This is a genomic window from Photorhabdus akhurstii, assembly GCF_018448925.1.
Taxonomy (GTDB): domain Bacteria; phylum Pseudomonadota; class Gammaproteobacteria; order Enterobacterales; family Enterobacteriaceae; genus Photorhabdus; species Photorhabdus akhurstii.
Genome location: NZ_RCWE01000005.1, coordinates 193,460 through 210,355 on the forward strand (window position 1 = coordinate 193,460; position 16,896 = coordinate 210,355).

Sequence of the window (16,896 nt, forward strand, 5' to 3'; positions counted from 1 at the left end):
GATGGAAAGACCATCACTGAGTACAGCCATTAATTCCACACTTACGCCGGTTTTAACCGCAGTGATGGAAACATCGTTGAATTACCTGTTGTACCGTGAACCGGTGTTAAGGCCAGCCCGTATGCGGTTGGTAGACAAAGTTTTGTCGATCGAATTAAAAGAGATGAACACGCCACTTACATTGGTGTTCAGTGAGAAACAGGTGGACGTATTAAGCCAATGGAGCGAATCTGCCGATTGCACGGTTAAAACTCACTTTTCTGCTTTGCTTAAGTTACGGGATCGCCAACAACTTTCCAAGTTGCTCAGTAGCGGTGAAATGGTTATTGAAGGGGATATGCAGGTTGTTCAGCAATGGTCTGCTTTGTTAGATATGGTTGAATGGGATTTGGCCCATTATCTTTCTCCTTATTTCGGGGATATTGCTGCCGAAAGTATTAGTCAACTCCTTAAAAAAGGATTTCAGTTTGTTTCCGGTTCAGTGGAATGCCAGAAAAATTATCTGGCGGAAGCGTTAACAGAAGAATGGAAACTAGCCCCAAATCAGCTTGAAGTGGCTTATTTCAGTGAAGAAGTTAGTATGTTAGCCAAAGATATCGAGCAAATAGAACAACGATTGGCAGTATTAGAGGGAAAATATGACTCCAGGTGAATTGAGGCGCCTTTATTTGATCATACGGGTTTTTCTTTCTTATGGATTGGATGAGCTCATTCCTCGGATTCGCTTAACTTGGCCTCTTCGTTTTGGTCGTTATTTATTGTTTTGGCTCCCGAATAGACATAAAGATAAATCACTTGGAGAGAGACTGCGACTTGCCTTACAGGAATTAGGGCCTGTTTGGATTAAATTTGGACAGATGCTTTCAACGCGGCGTGATCTGTTTCCTCCCGCGATAGCGGATCAACTGGCATTGTTGCAAGACCGAGTTGCCTCTTTTGATGGCGCTCTGGCGCGTCAATATATTGAAACTGCTTTAGGCGGACCACTGGAAACTTGGTTTGATGATTTTGAACCTATTGCTCTGGCCTCTGCTTCAATTGCTCAGGTCCATACAGCTCGGTTAAAAGAGAATGGACAGGAAATTGTTATCAAAGTCATTCGTCCTGATATTCTGCCGATTATCAAAGCGGATATCCGGTTAATGTATCGTCTAGCTAATTGGGTACCAATATTATTGCCCGATGGACGCCGTTTACGTCCTCGTGAAGTTGTGCGGGAATATGAGAAGACGTTAATTGATGAACTGAATTTGCTGCGTGAAGCGGCTAATGCAATTCAACTCCGCCGTAATTTCGAAAATAGCTCAACGCTGTATGTACCGGAAATTTATTCTGATTATTGCCGTGAAAATGTTCTGGTGATGGAGCGAGTTTATGGTATCCCTGTCTCTGATATTGAAGCATTAGAAGCGCAGAATACCAATATGAAATTGCTGGCCGAACGGGGAGTACAGGTCTTTTTTACGCAGGTTTTTCGCGATAGTTTCTTCCATGCGGATATGCATCCGGGAAATATTTTTGTCAGCTATGAACGTCCTGAGGATCCGTTTTATATTGGTATTGATTACGGTATTGTTGGTTCTCTTAATAAAGATGATAAACGTTATCTGGCTGAGAATTTTATTGCTTTCTTTAATCGTGATTACCGGAAAGTTGCTGAACTTCATGTGGATTCAGGCTGGGTTCCTAGTGATACCAATGTTGAAGATTTTGAATTTGCAATCCGTACAGTTTGTGAACCAATATTTGAGAAGCCACTGGCTGAAATTTCATTTGGTCATGTACTTCTGAATCTATTTAATACTGCGCGTCGTTTTAATATGGCAGTGCAGCCGCAGTTAGTTCTGCTACAAAAGACGCTTTTGTATGTAGAAGGTTTAGGACGGCAGCTTTATCCACAGCTTGATTTGTGGAAAACAGCAAAACCATTTCTGGAGGAGTGGTTACATAGCCAGGTTGGATTACCTGCTGTTATCCGGGCGTTGAAAGAAAAGGCGCCTTATTGGGCAGAAAAGTTGCCAGAACTACCTGAATTAGTGTATGACAGTCTTCAGCAGCATAAACATTTGCAAGTGAGCATTGAGAAGTTATCAGGTCATTTGAAAGGGCAACAGATAAAACAGCGACAGTCTCAGTATTTGCTTGGTGTTGGTGCGACATTGTTTCTCTGTGGCAGCTTGTTTTTGTTGTCTGGCTTGGCAAATATTCCTTGGTTGTTTATAGGCGCGGGTACCGTTTCATGGTTGTTTGGCTGGTGTCGTCTGAGTAAAATTGAGTAAAATTTGTCTTATGACAGATTTTTTTTGAAGGTCGGTTATAGTTCGTGGTATGTATAATGAGCTATTAAAATAATCCCTATTAAATAGAGGTAAATCAGAATGGGCGGTATAAGCATTTGGCAATTACTCATTATTGCGGTCATTGTGGTGCTGTTGTTCGGCACGAATAAACTCCGTACTTTGGGTTCTGATCTTGGAGCATCTATTAAAGGTTTTAAAAAGGCGATAGGGGATGATAATCAGCCTCAACAGGCTCAAAAAACCAGTAATGATGCCGATTTTGAGACGAAAAACATTACTGAAAAACAATCTGTAGCTCAGTCTGAAACATCTGAGAGCAAAAACAAAGAGCAGGTATAAACCGTGTTTGACATTGGTTTTAGCGAGCTGCTGCTAGTTATGGTCATTGGCTTGGTGGTTTTGGGGCCAGAACGGCTACCGGTGGCGGTAAAAACAGTTGCTGGTTGGATCAGGGCACTGCGCTCTTTAGCTACTAACGTCCAAAATGAGCTGGCACAAGAGTTGAAGTTGCAGGAGCTCCAGGAAAGCCTGAAAAAAGTTCAAGAAGAAGCGGGGTTACAGAATTTATCTCCGGAACTAAAAGCTTCGATGGATGAGCTAAAAGAAGCTGCTGAGTCTTTGAAAAAAGCATACCAAAATGAACCTGACGCAGAGAATATGAAAGCATCAGGAATAAATGAGGCAGCACAAAAGCCGGCAGCATCTCAGGTTGCGGTTTCATCTAAGCCTTCAGCTCCAGTTGATGATCAAACGGCTTCTGCAACGAAGAAAAAAACTTCTGATTAAGTTAAATGGTGAACACTAAAACATGGCTGTTGATGATACCCAACCACTTATCAGTCACCTTATTGAACTGCGTAAGCGAATTCTAAACAGTTTATTGACTGTATTAGTGGTTTTTTTAGCATTGGTTTATTTTTCTAACGACATCTATCAAATGATTTCTGCGCCTTTGATTAAGCAATTGCCTCAAGGTGCCAGTATGATAGCGACAGATGTCGCTTCTCCCTTTTTTACGCCAATAAAACTGACCATTATGGTGTCGATATTTGTATCTGCACCTATGGTTCTCTATCAAGTATGGGCATTTATTGCACCTGCGTTATATAAACATGAACGCCGCTTGATGATCCCTCTGCTTGTTTCCAGTAGCTTGTTGTTTTATTTAGGGATGGCATTTGCTTATTTTGTTGTATTTCCGATTGCTTTTGGATTCTTTGCTAAAACGGCACCAGAAGGGGTGCTGATTGCAACGGATATCAGCAACTACTTAAGCTTTGTTATGGCACTGTTTATGGCCTTTGGTGTCTCTTTTGAAGTACCTGTTGCCATTATTTTATTATGCTGGAGTGGGGTAGTTACTCCTGAGTCCTTGAAGAAAAAGCGTCCGTATATTTTGGTCGGTGCTTTTGTTGTTGGCATGTTGTTAACGCCGCCGGATGTTTTCTCGCAAACCTTGTTGGCTATTCCTATGTATCTGCTGTTTGAACTGGGGATTTTGCTCTCCCGTTTTTATACCGGACAGCGGAAATTGGGAGATCGTTCAGAGGAAGATGAACAGGAAACGCCAGAAGTGAATACGGAAAAGTGATAATAGTAATCTTAACATGTTGTTTTGTAGTGCTAAGATAATTAACACGAAGCGATAGCATATTAATTAACCCAGCGCGAGTGCGCTGGGTTTGAGTTAGGAGAGCTATATGAGCTATGCATTTCCAGGAACTTTCCCTGGTCGACGTATGCGCCGGTTGCGCTGTCATGATTTTTCCCGCCGTCTGGTTGCTGAAAACCAATTAACTGTTAATGACTTAATCTATCCTGTATTTGTGATGGAAGGCACTAATCGTCGTCAAGAAGTGCCTTCTATGCCAGGGGTGTATCGTCTGACGATGGATCTTTTGCTGAAAGAAGCTGAAGAGATTGCCCGATTGGGGATTCCTGTATTGTCTCTGTTCCCCGTGATTGAAGCAGATAAAAAATCTCTGGGTGCGGAAGAAGCTTATAACCCTGATGGGTTGATTCAACGTACGGTTCGTGCGTTGAAAGATGCTGTTCCTGAACTAGGGTTGCTAACTGATGTGGCATTAGATCCATTCACGACACATGGTCAGGATGGGATCATCGACCAGGATGGCTATGTAATGAATGATGTCACCAAAGAGATCTTGGTCAAACAGGCATTGTCACATGCAGAAGCTGGTGCTGAGATTGTAGCGCCGAGCGACATGATGGATGGGCGTATTGGTGCAATCCGTGAACTGTTTGAAGCGGAAGGATATGTAAATACTCAAATTATGGCTTACTCCGCTAAGTATGCTTCTGGTTATTACGGTCCATTCCGTGATGCAATCGGTTCAAATCGTAATCTGAAAGGGGGTAACAAAAAAACCTATCAGATGGACCCTGCGAATAGTGATGAAGCATTGCAGGAGATTGCACAGGATTTGCAGGAAGGTGCTGACACTGTAATGGTAAAACCAGGTATGCCCTACCTGGATGTTATCCGCAGGGTAAAAGATACATTCGGTGTACCAACCTTTGCTTATCAAGTATCTGGCGAATATGCCATGCACATGGCTGCTATTCAGAATGGTTGGTTACAGGAACAGGTAATTGTGGAGTCTCTGCTATGTTTCAAACGCGCAGGAGCAGATGGTGTACTAACCTATTTTGCGAAACAGGTTGCTCAACAGTTAAATGAACAGAAACGTTAATATTTGATAAAAAACGGGCGAATGTAAATTCCGCCCGTTTTTTATTTGGTTAAATTTTCACAAACTGCTTATTATCAAGTGCCTTAGGTAATTGTTTATTCAGAATATTAAGTAACAGAATAGAACGGGTTTCCCCATCTGGCTCATTGTAGATAGCTTGCAATCCTTCAAAAATTCCTTCGGTGATTAATACCGTATCGCCCGCCACAGGTGTGTCTGGTGATACATATTCTTGTTCAGTTGCTGATACGATCTCTTTAATCAACGTTTCCGGTACGATAGCCGGGTGTACGCCAAAACGGACAAAATGGCTAACACCGCGTGTTGAATTGATAGTTGTAGTATGAATAACTTCAGGGTCAAACTGAACGAACAGATAATTAGGAAAAAGTGGTTCTATATTCACAGTACGTTTACCACGGGTTATTTTTTCAATTCTCGCGGTAGGAGTCAGGCAAGCAACATCCTGTCGTTCCAGATTTTCTATTGCTCGTGAAATTTGCCCACGCTTACAGTAAATGAGGTACCAGTTTTCCATCTTTATTTAACCTTGATCCAATGACTATTAAGCATAGCAAAATAGAAAAGGGCGTTACAGGCATTATCTTAGTGATAATTGTTTAATGATGCATATTTATTGTTATGAGTAGATCTTATGTTTTTTAGTAAAAAAGCGATAAGTAATATTTTGATAAGTGACAGATAAAGTAATTAATATAAAATCGATTGTTATTTGTTCAATAGATATTAATAAAAGAAAAATATCAGTATTTCTGTTGAGTAATTGCAAAATTTGATAGTCATTGAGTCGTCATATGGAAAATCTGTGATGAACGACTGGCTATATTTTGTGCTGTGAACCCAGAGGAGATAGTTATAGCATTATTTCTGTGGTAAGAGTGAAGGTATCAAGATGTACCAGAGCAAGATGTTCCAACTAAGCATCTTACTGAGTAATTTGATGCTCAAATATTAACTCATTAGGCTCCATTGCTTTGTATTTGACTTTAAGGTCGCAAGGTTGAATTAACCCCGTTGCTTTTTAGTAACTTATTGGTTTACTTTGTAGTCTTCTGAAAAAAACACAAAAAAGCTGAGTGGGATGGCTTATAATGTTTTCCCCCTTAAAAACCGGCATAAATGAATAGTATGAAATACCGTGATTTAAGAGATTTTCTAGCCTTATTGGAGCATAAAGGTGAGTTGAAACGCATCAGTGTTGCAGTTGATCCTTATTTGGAGATGACTGAGATTGCAGATCGTACCCTTCGCGCTGGTGGGCCTGCCTTGTTGTTTGAAAATCCCAAAGGTTATTCGATGCCTGTATTGTGTAATTTGTTCGGTACTGCTGAACGTGTTGCTATGGGGATGGGGCAGAAAGATGTTAAAGCTTTGCATGATGTAGGTAAGCTATTAGCTTTTTTGAAAGAACCCGATCCTCCGAAAGGTTTTCGTGATTTACTGGATAAGCTACCGAAATTTAAGCAAGTCCTTAATATGCCAACTAAACGGCTTAATACTGCGCCTTGTCAGGAACATGTTTCGGCTGGTGACGATGTAGATTTAACCCGTATTCCTATCATGCATTGTTGGCCAGAGGATGCTGCGCCATTGATTACTTGGGGGCTGACAGTTACTCGTGGCCCGAATAAAGAGCGGCAAAATCTTGGTATCTATCGCCAGCAAGTATTAGGTAAAAATAAACTCATTATGCGCTGGTTATCTCACCGTGGTGGTGCGCTTGATTTTCAGGAATGGTGTCAGGCCCATCCAGGAGAACGTTTCCCAGTGGCTGTTGCCTTGGGTGCTGATCCTGCGACAATATTGGGGGCTGTGACGCCAATTCCTGACACATTATCGGAATATGCATTTGCCGGGTTATTAAGAGGATATAAAACAGAAGTTGTGAAATGTCTTTCAAGTAACTTGGAGGTGCCAGCCAGTGCTGAAATCGTATTGGAGGGCTATATTGAGCCTGGGGAGTTAGCTCCAGAAGGGCCATACGGTGATCATACGGGCTATTATAATGAAGTCGATATGTTCCCGGTGTTCACTGTGACACATATTACTCAGCGTCATGATGCTATTTATCATTCGACTTATACTGGCCGCCCGCCAGATGAACCTGCTGTGTTGGGGGTTGCATTGAATGAGGTGCTGGTACCGATTTTACAAAAACAGTTTCCTGAAATTGTCGATTTTTATCTGCCTCCTGAAGGTTGTTCCTATCGTCTTGCCGTCGTGACTATGAAGAAACAATATCCGGGTCATGCCAAGCGAGTCATGATGGGGGTTTGGTCATATCTACGGCAATTTATGTATACAAAGTTTGTTATTGTTTGTGATGATGATATCAATGCCAGAGACTGGAACGATGTCATTTGGGCAATCACTACGCGAATGGACCCGGCAAGAGATACAGTATTAATGGAGAATACTCCGATAGATTATCTCGATTTTGCATCGCCAGTTTCAGGATTAGGTTCGAAGATGGGAATGGATGCAACGAATAAGTGGCCGGGAGAGACGCAGAGGGAATGGGGACGTCCTATTGTGATGAGTGAAGAAGTGCGTACCCGCGTCGACAAAATCTGGGATGAGTTAGATATTTTAGGACCATAAGAGGGAACGCATGACAACACTGAGCTGCAAAGTAACCTCTGTAGAGGCTATTACTGATACGGTTTATCGGGTACGGTTACTTCCCGATTCTCCGTTCTCATTCCGCGCCGGTCAGTATCTGATGGTGGTAATGGATGAGAGAGATAAACGTCCGTTTTCAATGGCATCAACGCCTTCAGAAAAGGAGTTTATTGAATTACATATTGGCGCTTCTGAACTGAATTTGTATGCAATGGCTGTGATGGATAGAATTCTGGATCAGAAGATGATCAATATTGATATCCCTCATGGTAAAGCTTGGTTCCGTCAAAGCAGCGCTAATCCGCTGTTATTAATTGCCGGCGGTACGGGGTTTTCTTACACCCGTTCAATATTACTGACAGCGTTAGAAGAACAACCTGAACGTCAGATCTCTATGTATTGGGGAGGCAGAGAATTACAACATTTATATGATCTTGCTGAATTACAGTTACTTACAGAGCGCTATCCTAATTTGAAGGTTGTTCCGGTTGTTGAACAGTCAGAGAATGGTTGGTGTGGACGTACAGGAACAGTGCTTAAAGCAGTACTAGAGGATTTTGGTAGTTTGGTCAATTATGATATTTACATTGCAGGGCGATTTGAAATGGCAAAAATTGCTCGTGAGCGCTTTTGTGGTGAGCGTGATGCTTCTGCTGACAACATGTATGGTGATGCTTTCGAATTCATTTAAAATAATAAAAAAACCCGCCCCTGACAGGCGGGAATTACGGCAACAACGACTCAGTTATAATAATTCTTACAGATACGTTCTTAATCCATTCTTTCTATAATGGTGGCGATACCTTGACCTAAACCGATACACATGGTTGCCAGCCCAAATTGAACATCGCGGCGTTCCATTAAGTTCAGCAACGTTGTTGTGATGCGAGCACCTGAACAGCCTAGAGGATGACCGAGAGCAATTGCGCCACCATTTAGGTTAACTTTGTCATCCATACTATCCAGCAAATTCAGACCTTTCAGGCAGGCAAGTGACTGAGCAGCAAATGCTTCGTTTAATTCCATCACACCAATATCACCCAGTTCTAAACCTGCTTTCTTGAGCGCCATTTGTGTAGCAGGGACCGGGCCATATCCCATAATGGAGGGATCACAACCAACAGCTGCCATAGAACGGATGCGGGCACGAGGTTTCAGCCCCAGATTCTTGGCATAACTTTCACTGGTTATCAACATTGCAGACGCACCATCGGATAAAGCAGAAGAGCTGCCTGCTGTGACTGAGCCTGTTACTGGATCGAATACAGGACGCAGTGCGGCTAGATCTTTCAGATTAGCATCCGGGCGGATCACCTCATCGTAATCAAACAGCCTCAATATGCCATCGGCATCGTGACCATAAATTGCTGATATCTCATTGGAGAATGCGCCTGATTGCGTTGCCTGTGTTGCACGTTGGTGCGAACGAAGCGCAAATTCATCTTGCATTTCACGGCTGATATGGTGAATCTTTGCCAACATTTCAGCGGTTAAACCCATGACTCCTGCGGCTTTGGCAACGCTCAGACTCATTTTAGGGTGGAAATCCACGCCATGAGTCATTGGAACGTGGCCCATGTGCTCTACGCCACCGATCAGAGTGACATTAGCTTCTCCGGTCATGATCATACGAGCGCCATCATGCAGCGCTTGCATCGATGAACCGCATAGCCGGTTAACAGTCACGGCTGGTACAGAGTGAGGGATATCAGCCAGTAAAGCCGCATTACGGGCAATGTTGAAACCTTGCTCTAGAGTTTGCTGTACACAGCCCCAGTAGATGTCATCAATTTCATGTTGCTGTATTGCCGGATTACGTTTAAATAGCTCTTTCATCAGGTGAGCGGAGAGATCTTCAGCCCGGACCTGACGGAATGCACCACCTTTTGAGCGCCCCATTGGGGTGCGGATGCCATCAATAATGACTACATTTTCCATGTTTCCAGACCTCACGCTGTTTTTCCGGTGCTGACAGCAATCGTTGCTGCTGTAGGGTAGTAACTTTCATTACGTTCAGCTTTGGCTTTCAGACCAGGTGGTACCTGATAAAGAGCACCAAGGTGAGCATAATTTTCAGCCATTTTTACGTAAGCTGCTGTTCCTATTGTTTCCAGATAACGGAAAACACCACCGTGGAATGGAGGGAAACCAAGGCCATAAACCAGAGCCATGTCTGCTTCTGCTGGGCTGGCGATGACACCTTCTTCCAGACAACGGACAACTTCATTGATCATCGGGATCATAGTACGAGCGATGATCTCTTCACTGGAGAAATTACTCTTCTGTTGGCAGATAGTTGCCAGCAGTTGGTCTGTTTGCTCGTCCTGCTCTTTTTTAGGCTTACCTTTCTTATCTTGAGTGTACTTGTAGAAACCAAGACCGTTTTTCTGCCCGTAACGTTGATTGTCATATAGAACATCAATGGCATCTTTATAATCACGCTTCATACGATCTGGGAACCCTTGGTCCATGACTGATTGAGCATGATGTGCAGTATCAAGACCAATAACATCAACAAGGTAAGCAGGACCCATTGGCCAACCAAATTCTTTCTCCATGATTTTGTCTATCTGGCGGAAATCACCACCATCACGCAATAGCAGACCAAAGCCAAGGAGATAAGGAAGCAGTACCCGGTTTACAAAGAACCCTGGACAGTCGTTAACGACGATCGGAGTTTTACCCATTTTGCTGGCATAGGCGACTACGGTTGAAATTGTCTTTTCAGACGTTTTTTCACCGCGAATTACTTCAACTAACGGCATGCGGTGTACCGGGTTGAAGAAATGCATACCACAGAAGTTTTCCGGGCGTTTTAGGGACTTAGCCAATTCTGAAATCGGAATTGTTGATGTATTGGAAGCTAGGACACAATCTTCATTAACCAGAGTTTCAGTTTCTGATAGTACAGCCGCTTTGATTTTAGGATTCTCTACTACAGCTTCAACCACGATTTGAGCCTGTTCGATACCGGCATAATTTAAGGTAGGTTGAATAGAAGAGAGGGTTTTCGCCATTTTTATGGCATCTAGACGGCCACGTTCAAACTGCTTGTTTAGAAGCTTCGCGGCTTCATTCATACCTAATTCAAGGGCTTGCTGGCTGATGTCTTTCATCATGACAGGCATCCCTTTGCGGGCAGATTGATAGGCTATACCACCACCCATAATTCCTGCACCTAGAACTGCGGCATACTCAGGTGTTGTGACTTCTTTCAGATGTTTTTTTGCCAGCCCTTTTACATACTGGTCATTAAGAAAAATACCCACTAAGGCACGGGCAACATTTGTCTGTGCTAGAGGAATGAAGCTGGCGGTTTCCTGTTTCAATGCTTCATCGCGACCAAGTGTAGCGGCTTTTTCTATGGATTTAACTGCGGCGATGGGAGCTGGATAATGAGGACCGGCGACTTTCATCACCATACCTTTTGCCACACTAAAACTCATGCTTCGTTCAATTTCATTGAGTTTCAAAGGCTCTAATTTCGGCTGGCGTGCGGCTTTCCAGTCAAGGTTCCCTGCAATTGCTTGTTCCAGCATTGATACTGCGGAGTCAACCAATTTTTCTTTGGGAACAACAGCATCAATCAAACCGTTTTTCAATGCATCTTCTGCGCCAATGTCTTTACCTGCTGCAATGATATCTAGGGCATTATCAGTCCCGATCAAGCGAGGAAGGCGAACAGAGCCACCAAAACCAGGCATAATACCAAGTTTGGTTTCTGGCAGCCCAATGCGTACATCCGGGGAGGCCACACGGAAATCTGTAGATAGAACACATTCACAACCACCACCAAGAGCATAACCGTTTATTGCCGAAATGGTTGGTACAGGTAAATCTTCTATCCGGTTTAAAATGCTATTTGAAAAGTTAAGCCATTCTTGCAGTTTTTCTACAGGTGAATCGAATAAAGAGAGGAATTCAGTAATATCTGCACCAACAATAAATGCAGCTTTTTCAGAACGTAATAAAACGCCTTTCAGTCCAGTTTGTTGCTCCAGGCTAGCAACAGCCTTATCGAGAGATGCAACGGTTTTGGTATCTAGTTTATTAATTGCGGCTGGGGCATTGAAAACCAGTTCAGCAATGCCATCTTTCAGCCAGCTTACTTGAATTGTTTCACTTTGATAGAGCATGTCGTTCTCCTAAATGAGCGCATACCATCTGGTATGACCAGATGGGTTTGATTGTGGTTATTATGTTAAGTAAATGCAAATGAGTGATTAGTTTTTTGCAAGGGTGATCACAAGTGAGATTTGTATCTCATTGACAATAATTGTTTTTATATTTTGGTAAATAAGGTGTTAGCGGGAGCCGATAAATTGAGAGGGTTTTGCGTGATACCTGCAAATATCAATGGCTGTGATAAGCTAATGGTCTAGCCATAAAATAAAAAAGGTCAATTGAAATGGAAAAGTTGGCATCTCTGTACCACGAACATATCTCTACATTGCAGCAACGTACCTGTGAAGTATTGGCCCGTAATCAATTCGATGCTTTGCTGATTCACTCTGGTGAGTTACAGCGTATTTTTCTTGATGATAGAGACTACCCTTTCAAAGTTAACGCTCACTTCAAAGCTTGGGTGCCAGTAACCAAAGTGCCTAATTGCTGGTTGTGGGTAGATGGTATTAATAAGCCTAAATTATGGTTTTACTCACCGGTAGATTATTGGCACAGCGTAGAACCGCTACCGACTAGCTACTGGACTAAAGAAGTTGAAATGATCCATCTGGCAAATGCTGGAGATATCAATGCAGAGTTAAGCACTTATGTGAAACAGAATGTTGCTTACATTGGTTGTTCACCACAAAGAGCAAAAGAGATTGGTTTCTCTGAACACAATATTAATCCAAAGCCTGTCCTTGATTATTTGCATTTCTATCGTTCATACAAAACAGATTATGAATTAGCTTGTATGCGTGAAGCACAAAAAACGGCTATTGTCGGGCATTTGGCCGCTTATGAAGCATTTCAGGCTGGGATGAGTGAATTTGATATTAATATCTCTTATCTTACGGCAACAGGTCATCGTGATACAGATGTACCTTATGACAATATTATTGCTATGAATGAGAATGCGGCTGTTTTGCATTATACTGTGTTGCAGCACAATGTACCTTCAGAGATACGTAGTTTCCTGATTGATGCCGGTGCTGAATATAATGGTTATGCAGCAGATATCACACGTACTTATTCAGCAAAAAGCAATAACGAATTTTCCTCTTTAATTAAAGATATGAATGCTGAACAAAAAGCACTAATCAGTACAATTAAAGCAGGAGTTCGCTATACCGAATATCATGTTCAGATGCATCATCGTATTGCTAAGTTATTGAAAAAATATGGTATTGTGAAAGATATTAGTGAAGAGGTTATGGTTGAGAAAGGGCTGACAACGCCATTCTTTCCACATGGTATTGGTCATCCTCTTGGATTACAAGTCCATGATGCGGCAGGGTTTATGCAGGATGATACAGGTGCACATTTAGCAGCTCCGGATATGTATCCTTATCTGCGTTGTACCCGTATTCTGGAACCCCGAATGGTGCTGACTATCGAGCCTGGCCTTTATTTCATCGAATCGCTGCTTGCACCTTGGCGTGAAAGTGAATTCAACAAACATTTTGACTGGAATAAAATTGGGATGCTTAAACCTTTCGGTGGTATTCGTATCGAGGACAATATTGTGATCCATGCAAATAAAGTGGAAAACATGACTAGGGATCTTCAATTGCCATAATGAAGCCTTATTTGATACCCGCGGCTTCAGTGAGTTTTACTGAAGAGATTAAAAAAAGTCGCTTTATTACCTTGCTGAAGCATACTTGTGGGGTGGATGAGGCCAAGGAGTTTATCCAGCAAATCAAAGCTCAGTACCCTGATGCCCGCCATCACTGCTGGGCGTTTGTTGCTGGTGCGCCGGATGATTCACAACAGTTGGGTTTTTCAGATGATGGCGAGCCTTCAGGGACCGCAGGTAAACCGATGCTATCCCAGCTTATGGGAAATAATGTTGGTGAAATAACCGCGGTCGTTGTTCGTTATTTTGGTGGAATAAAATTAGGTACCGGTGGGTTAGTAAGGGCATATGGAAGTGGTGTTCAACAGGCGCTGAAATTGCTGGAAACAAAATATAAGGTTCCACAGAAACTCTGTTCCTTGCAGTGTGAATATGCCCATATCTCTATGATTGAACAGTTATTACAGAAATCATCAGGGCAAATTATTTCCAGTAAGTATGCAGAGAATGTTACTTTGCGAATTTCACTTCCAACTACCTTAGTGGGGGAAGTCGGTGATAAATTACGTGATCTAAGTCGTGGTGTACTGCATTTAACACCTGATCTGTAAATATTCTCTGTAACTGGATTTCTAAGGAACCAGCTAAATGCATTTTCGTGCCATAACCCGTATTGTTGGGCTACTTGTCATTCTTTTCTCTGTCACCATGATAATTCCAGGATTGGTAGCACTTATCTATCGTGATGGCGCTGGGCGTGCGTTTAGTCAGACATTTATTTTTGCCTTAATTATTGGTTTGATGCTTTGGATACCAAATCGGGAGCAAAAACATGAATTAAAGCCCCGAGAAGGGTTTCTTATCGTTGCTTTATTTTGGATAGTACTTGGTAGTGTTGGGGCTTTACCTTTCATCTTTTCTGAACAGCCAAATCTTTCTATTACAGATGCATTTTTTGAGTCTTTCTCCGGTTTAACAACAACGGGTGCTACGACCCTGATTGGGCTTGATTCCTTGCCTAAAGCGATTCTTTTCTACCGGCAGATGCTGCAATGGTTAGGTGGTATGGGGATTATTGTGCTGGCTGTTGCAATATTGCCTCTACTCGGGGTTGGGGGAATGCAACTCTATCGGGCTGAAATGCCTGGCCCTTTGAAAGATAATAAAATGCGCCCACGAATTGCTGAAACGGCAAAAACCTTATGGTTGATTTATGTATTACTGACAATTGCTTGCACTTTGGCATTATGGGCTGCGGGGATGTCAGTTTTTGATGCCATTTCTCATAGTTTTTCAACTATCGCAATTGGTGGATTTTCTACACATGACGCGAGTATTGGTTATTTCAATAGCCCCGCGATAAATACCATTATTGCGATTTTTCTGCTGATTTCTGGTTGTAACTTTGGTTTGCACTTCGCGGTATTAACGGGACGTAGCCTGACAGTATATTGGCGGGACCCTGAATTCCGCATGTTTATCTCCATTCAATTAGTGCTTGTTATTATTTGCACTCTGATCTTATGGCATCACGCTGTTTATAAGTCGGGGATGGAGACACTAAACCAAGCTTTTTTCCAGGTTGTTTCAATGGCGACAACGGCAGGGTTCAGCACAGATAGCTTTGCACGTTGGCCATCATTTTTGCCAATATTACTGTTGTGTTCCGCGTTTATTGGTGGTTGTGCGGGTTCAACGGGAGGAGGACTGAAAGTCATTCGTATCTTATTACTATTCCTGCAAGGTTCCCGTGAATTGAAGAGATTGGTTCATCCAAATGCGGTTTATACCCTCAAGCTAGGGCGAAGAGCATTACCTGAACGGATTATTGAAGCTGTTTGGGGATTCTTCTCTGCTTATGCTTTGGTATTTATCATTAGCTTGTTATTACTTATTGCAACTGGTGTAGATGAACTTTCTGCGTTTTCTGCAATAGCCGCTACACTAAATAATCTAGGGCCTGGATTGGGTGTTGTTGCGGATAACTTCACTGCAATGAATCCGGCAGCCAAATGGATATTGGTTATAACGATGTTGTTTGGTCGCTTGGAAGTATTCACTTTATTAGTTTTATTTACACCAACTTTCTGGCGTGAATAGTCTATTTTGGGAGAGGGAGATGGCTATGAATTGTTTGTTACTTTATTCCAGTAGGGATGGGCAGACTAAGAAAATCATTACCCGCATTGCTGAAAATCTACGCAGATCAGGGGAGGTGTGCGAGCTTAGTGATTTAGCAACAGCCAAAACGATCAATTTGGAAGCTTATGACAAAGTTGTGATTGGTGCTTCTATCAGATATGGTCATTTCAATTCGGCACTGAAAAAGTTTGCGATCTGTCATCAACAACAACTTAATAAAATGCCAACTGCGTTTTTTGGCGTAAATCTGACAGCAAGGAAGCCAGAGAAACGTACACCAGAAACGAATGTGTATGTTCGTAAATTTCTGCTGAATACCCCTTGGAAGCCAGATTTGTGTGGTGTTTTTGCTGGCGCATTACTTTATCCCCGTTATCATTGGTTGGATCGGATAATGGTGAAAATGATTATGAAGATGACCGGTGGGGAAACTGATACAACCAAAGAAATTGAATATACCGACTGGCAGCAAGTCGATCATTTTGCTAATGATTTCCTTGAAATAGTGAGTGAAAAATAACTGATTTGTTCTTTTTGTCAGTATTTTGTTGAAAAAATCCGCGGATGGCAATTTTTTTTCAATAAATACTTGCCAGCGTCAAAGAACTCCCTATAATGCGCCACCACTGACCGACACAACGCTGATAAACATTGTGAGGTCAGGCAGAGAAAAGCGAATAAGCGCTTGACTCTGCGGGCAAAAAGCGTAGTATACGCAGCCCGGCTGAACGAGAATGTTATTTTTTGATTCAGCCTGCTCTTTAACAATTAATCAGACAATCTGTGTGGGCACTCACAAGACCGTATCACAAAAAAATACGTTTTAAAGTCTTGAAGAGTGAACAACAGTTAATTCATTACGAACTAATTAGTCAGAATTCTTTGAGCATCAAGCTTTGAATTGAAGAGTTTGATCATGGCTCAGATTGAACGCTGGCGGCAGGCCTAACACATGCAAGTCGGGCGGTAACAGGAAAGCGCTTGCGCTTTTGCTGACGAGCGGCGGACGGGTGAGTAATGTCTGGGGATCTACCCGAGGGCGGGGGATAACCACTGGAAACGGTGGCTAATACCGCATAATGTCGCAAGACCAAAGTGGGGGACCTGAAAGGGCCTCACGCCGTCGGATGAACCCAGATGGGATTAGCTGGTAGGTAGGGTAATGGCCTACCTAGGCGACGATCCCTAGCTGGTCTGAGAGGATGACCAGCCACACTGGGACTGAGACACGGCCCAGACTCCTACGGGAGGCAGCAGTGGGGAATATTGCACAATGGGCGCAAGCCTGATGCAGCCATGCCGCGTGTATGAAGAAGGCCTTCGGGTTGTAAAGTACTTTCAGCGGGGAGGAAGG

Annotated in this window: 15 protein-coding genes and 1 rRNA gene; 13 read left to right on the top strand and 3 right to left on the bottom strand. The window is 42.8% G+C overall.

Annotation, left to right across the window (positions count from 1 at the left end; genetic code table 11):
* Position 1 precedes the first annotated feature (1 nt).
* The 6 genes from ubiJ (at position 2) to hemB (ending at position 5,014) form a co-directional block, all read left to right on the top strand.
* Entirely contained in the window at positions 2–652 is a 651-nt protein-coding gene (gene ubiJ / locus EAE93_RS09215) for a ubiquinone biosynthesis protein UbiJ (protein ID WP_040153294.1), read from the top strand.
* Positions 639–2,279, top strand: a complete 1,641-nt coding sequence (gene ubiB / locus EAE93_RS09220) for a ubiquinone biosynthesis regulatory protein kinase UbiB (protein WP_214039550.1) — start codon at positions 639–641, stop codon at positions 2,277–2,279. Before ubiJ ends, ubiB begins: the two co-directional genes overlap by 14 nt.
* A 99-nt stretch (positions 2,280–2,378) precedes the next feature.
* Entirely contained in the window at positions 2,379–2,639 is a 261-nt protein-coding gene (tatA, locus tag EAE93_RS09225; protein ID WP_036778270.1) for a Sec-independent protein translocase subunit TatA, read from the top strand.
* 3 nt (positions 2,640–2,642) lie between these two features.
* Complete coding sequence (gene tatB, locus EAE93_RS09230) at positions 2,643–3,086, top strand: Sec-independent protein translocase protein TatB (protein ID WP_036778272.1); 444 nt, start codon at positions 2,643–2,645, stop codon at positions 3,084–3,086.
* A gap of 22 nt (positions 3,087–3,108) precedes the next feature.
* A complete protein-coding gene (gene tatC, locus EAE93_RS09235; protein ID WP_036778273.1) occupies positions 3,109–3,891 on the top strand; it encodes a Sec-independent protein translocase subunit TatC in 783 nt (260 codons plus the stop codon).
* 109 nt (positions 3,892–4,000) lie between these two features.
* Positions 4,001–5,014: a porphobilinogen synthase gene (hemB, locus tag EAE93_RS09240; RefSeq protein ID WP_036810314.1), complete on the top strand. Its 1,014-nt coding sequence runs from the start codon at positions 4,001–4,003 to the stop codon at positions 5,012–5,014.
* Between the two features lie 49 nt (positions 5,015–5,063).
* On the opposite strand, the gene rfaH is transcribed toward hemB, so the two are convergent.
* Positions 5,064–5,552 carry a transcription/translation regulatory transformer protein RfaH gene (gene rfaH, locus EAE93_RS09245; protein ID WP_040153298.1) on the bottom strand — a complete coding sequence of 163 codons (489 nt, stop codon included), beginning with the start codon at positions 5,550–5,552 and terminating at the stop codon, positions 5,064–5,066.
* Positions 5,553–6,163: 611 nt separating this feature from the next.
* On the opposite strand from rfaH, the gene ubiD reads away from it, so the two are divergent.
* Positions 6,164–7,636, top strand: a complete 1,473-nt coding sequence (gene ubiD / locus EAE93_RS09250; protein WP_214039551.1) for a 4-hydroxy-3-polyprenylbenzoate decarboxylase — start codon at positions 6,164–6,166, stop codon at positions 7,634–7,636.
* Positions 7,637–7,646: 10 nt separating this feature from the next.
* Complete coding sequence (gene fre / locus EAE93_RS09255; protein ID WP_036778280.1) at positions 7,647–8,348, top strand: NAD(P)H-flavin reductase; 702 nt, start codon at positions 7,647–7,649, stop codon at positions 8,346–8,348.
* Between the two features lie 80 nt (positions 8,349–8,428).
* Here the strand turns inward: fre and fadA are convergent, their stop codons facing one another.
* Both fadA and fadB read right to left on the bottom strand, forming a co-directional pair.
* On the bottom strand, positions 8,429–9,595 hold the full coding sequence (fadA, locus tag EAE93_RS09260; protein WP_040153303.1) for an acetyl-CoA C-acyltransferase FadA: 1,167 nt from the start codon (positions 9,593–9,595) through the stop codon (positions 8,429–8,431).
* A gap of 11 nt (positions 9,596–9,606) precedes the next feature.
* On the bottom strand, positions 9,607–11,793 hold the full coding sequence (gene fadB, locus EAE93_RS09265) for a fatty acid oxidation complex subunit alpha FadB (RefSeq protein ID WP_036778283.1): 2,187 nt from the start codon (positions 11,791–11,793) through the stop codon (positions 9,607–9,609).
* Positions 11,794–12,065: 272 nt separating this feature from the next.
* Between fadB and pepQ the strand changes: the two genes are divergently transcribed.
* The 5 genes from pepQ to EAE93_RS09290 all read left to right on the top strand — a co-directional run.
* Positions 12,066–13,400, top strand: coding sequence for a Xaa-Pro dipeptidase (gene pepQ, locus EAE93_RS09270; protein ID WP_040153307.1), 1,335 nt, complete (start codon positions 12,066–12,068; stop codon positions 13,398–13,400).
* The gene (locus EAE93_RS09275; protein WP_040153308.1) at positions 13,400–14,011 is read left to right on the top strand and encodes an IMPACT family protein; all 612 of its coding nucleotides are present in this window, start codon (positions 13,400–13,402) and stop codon (positions 14,009–14,011) included. Before pepQ ends, EAE93_RS09275 begins: the two co-directional genes overlap by 1 nt.
* A gap of 37 nt (positions 14,012–14,048) precedes the next feature.
* Entirely contained in the window at positions 14,049–15,500 is a 1,452-nt protein-coding gene (gene trkH / locus EAE93_RS09280; protein WP_036778286.1) for a Trk system potassium transporter TrkH, read from the top strand.
* Positions 15,501–15,525: 25 nt separating this feature from the next.
* On the top strand, positions 15,526–16,062 hold the full coding sequence (hemG, locus tag EAE93_RS09285; RefSeq protein WP_214039552.1) for a menaquinone-dependent protoporphyrinogen IX dehydrogenase: 537 nt from the start codon (positions 15,526–15,528) through the stop codon (positions 16,060–16,062).
* A 378-nt stretch (positions 16,063–16,440) separates the two neighbouring features.
* Positions 16,441–16,896 (top strand): 16S ribosomal RNA (locus EAE93_RS09290); the annotation flags it as partial.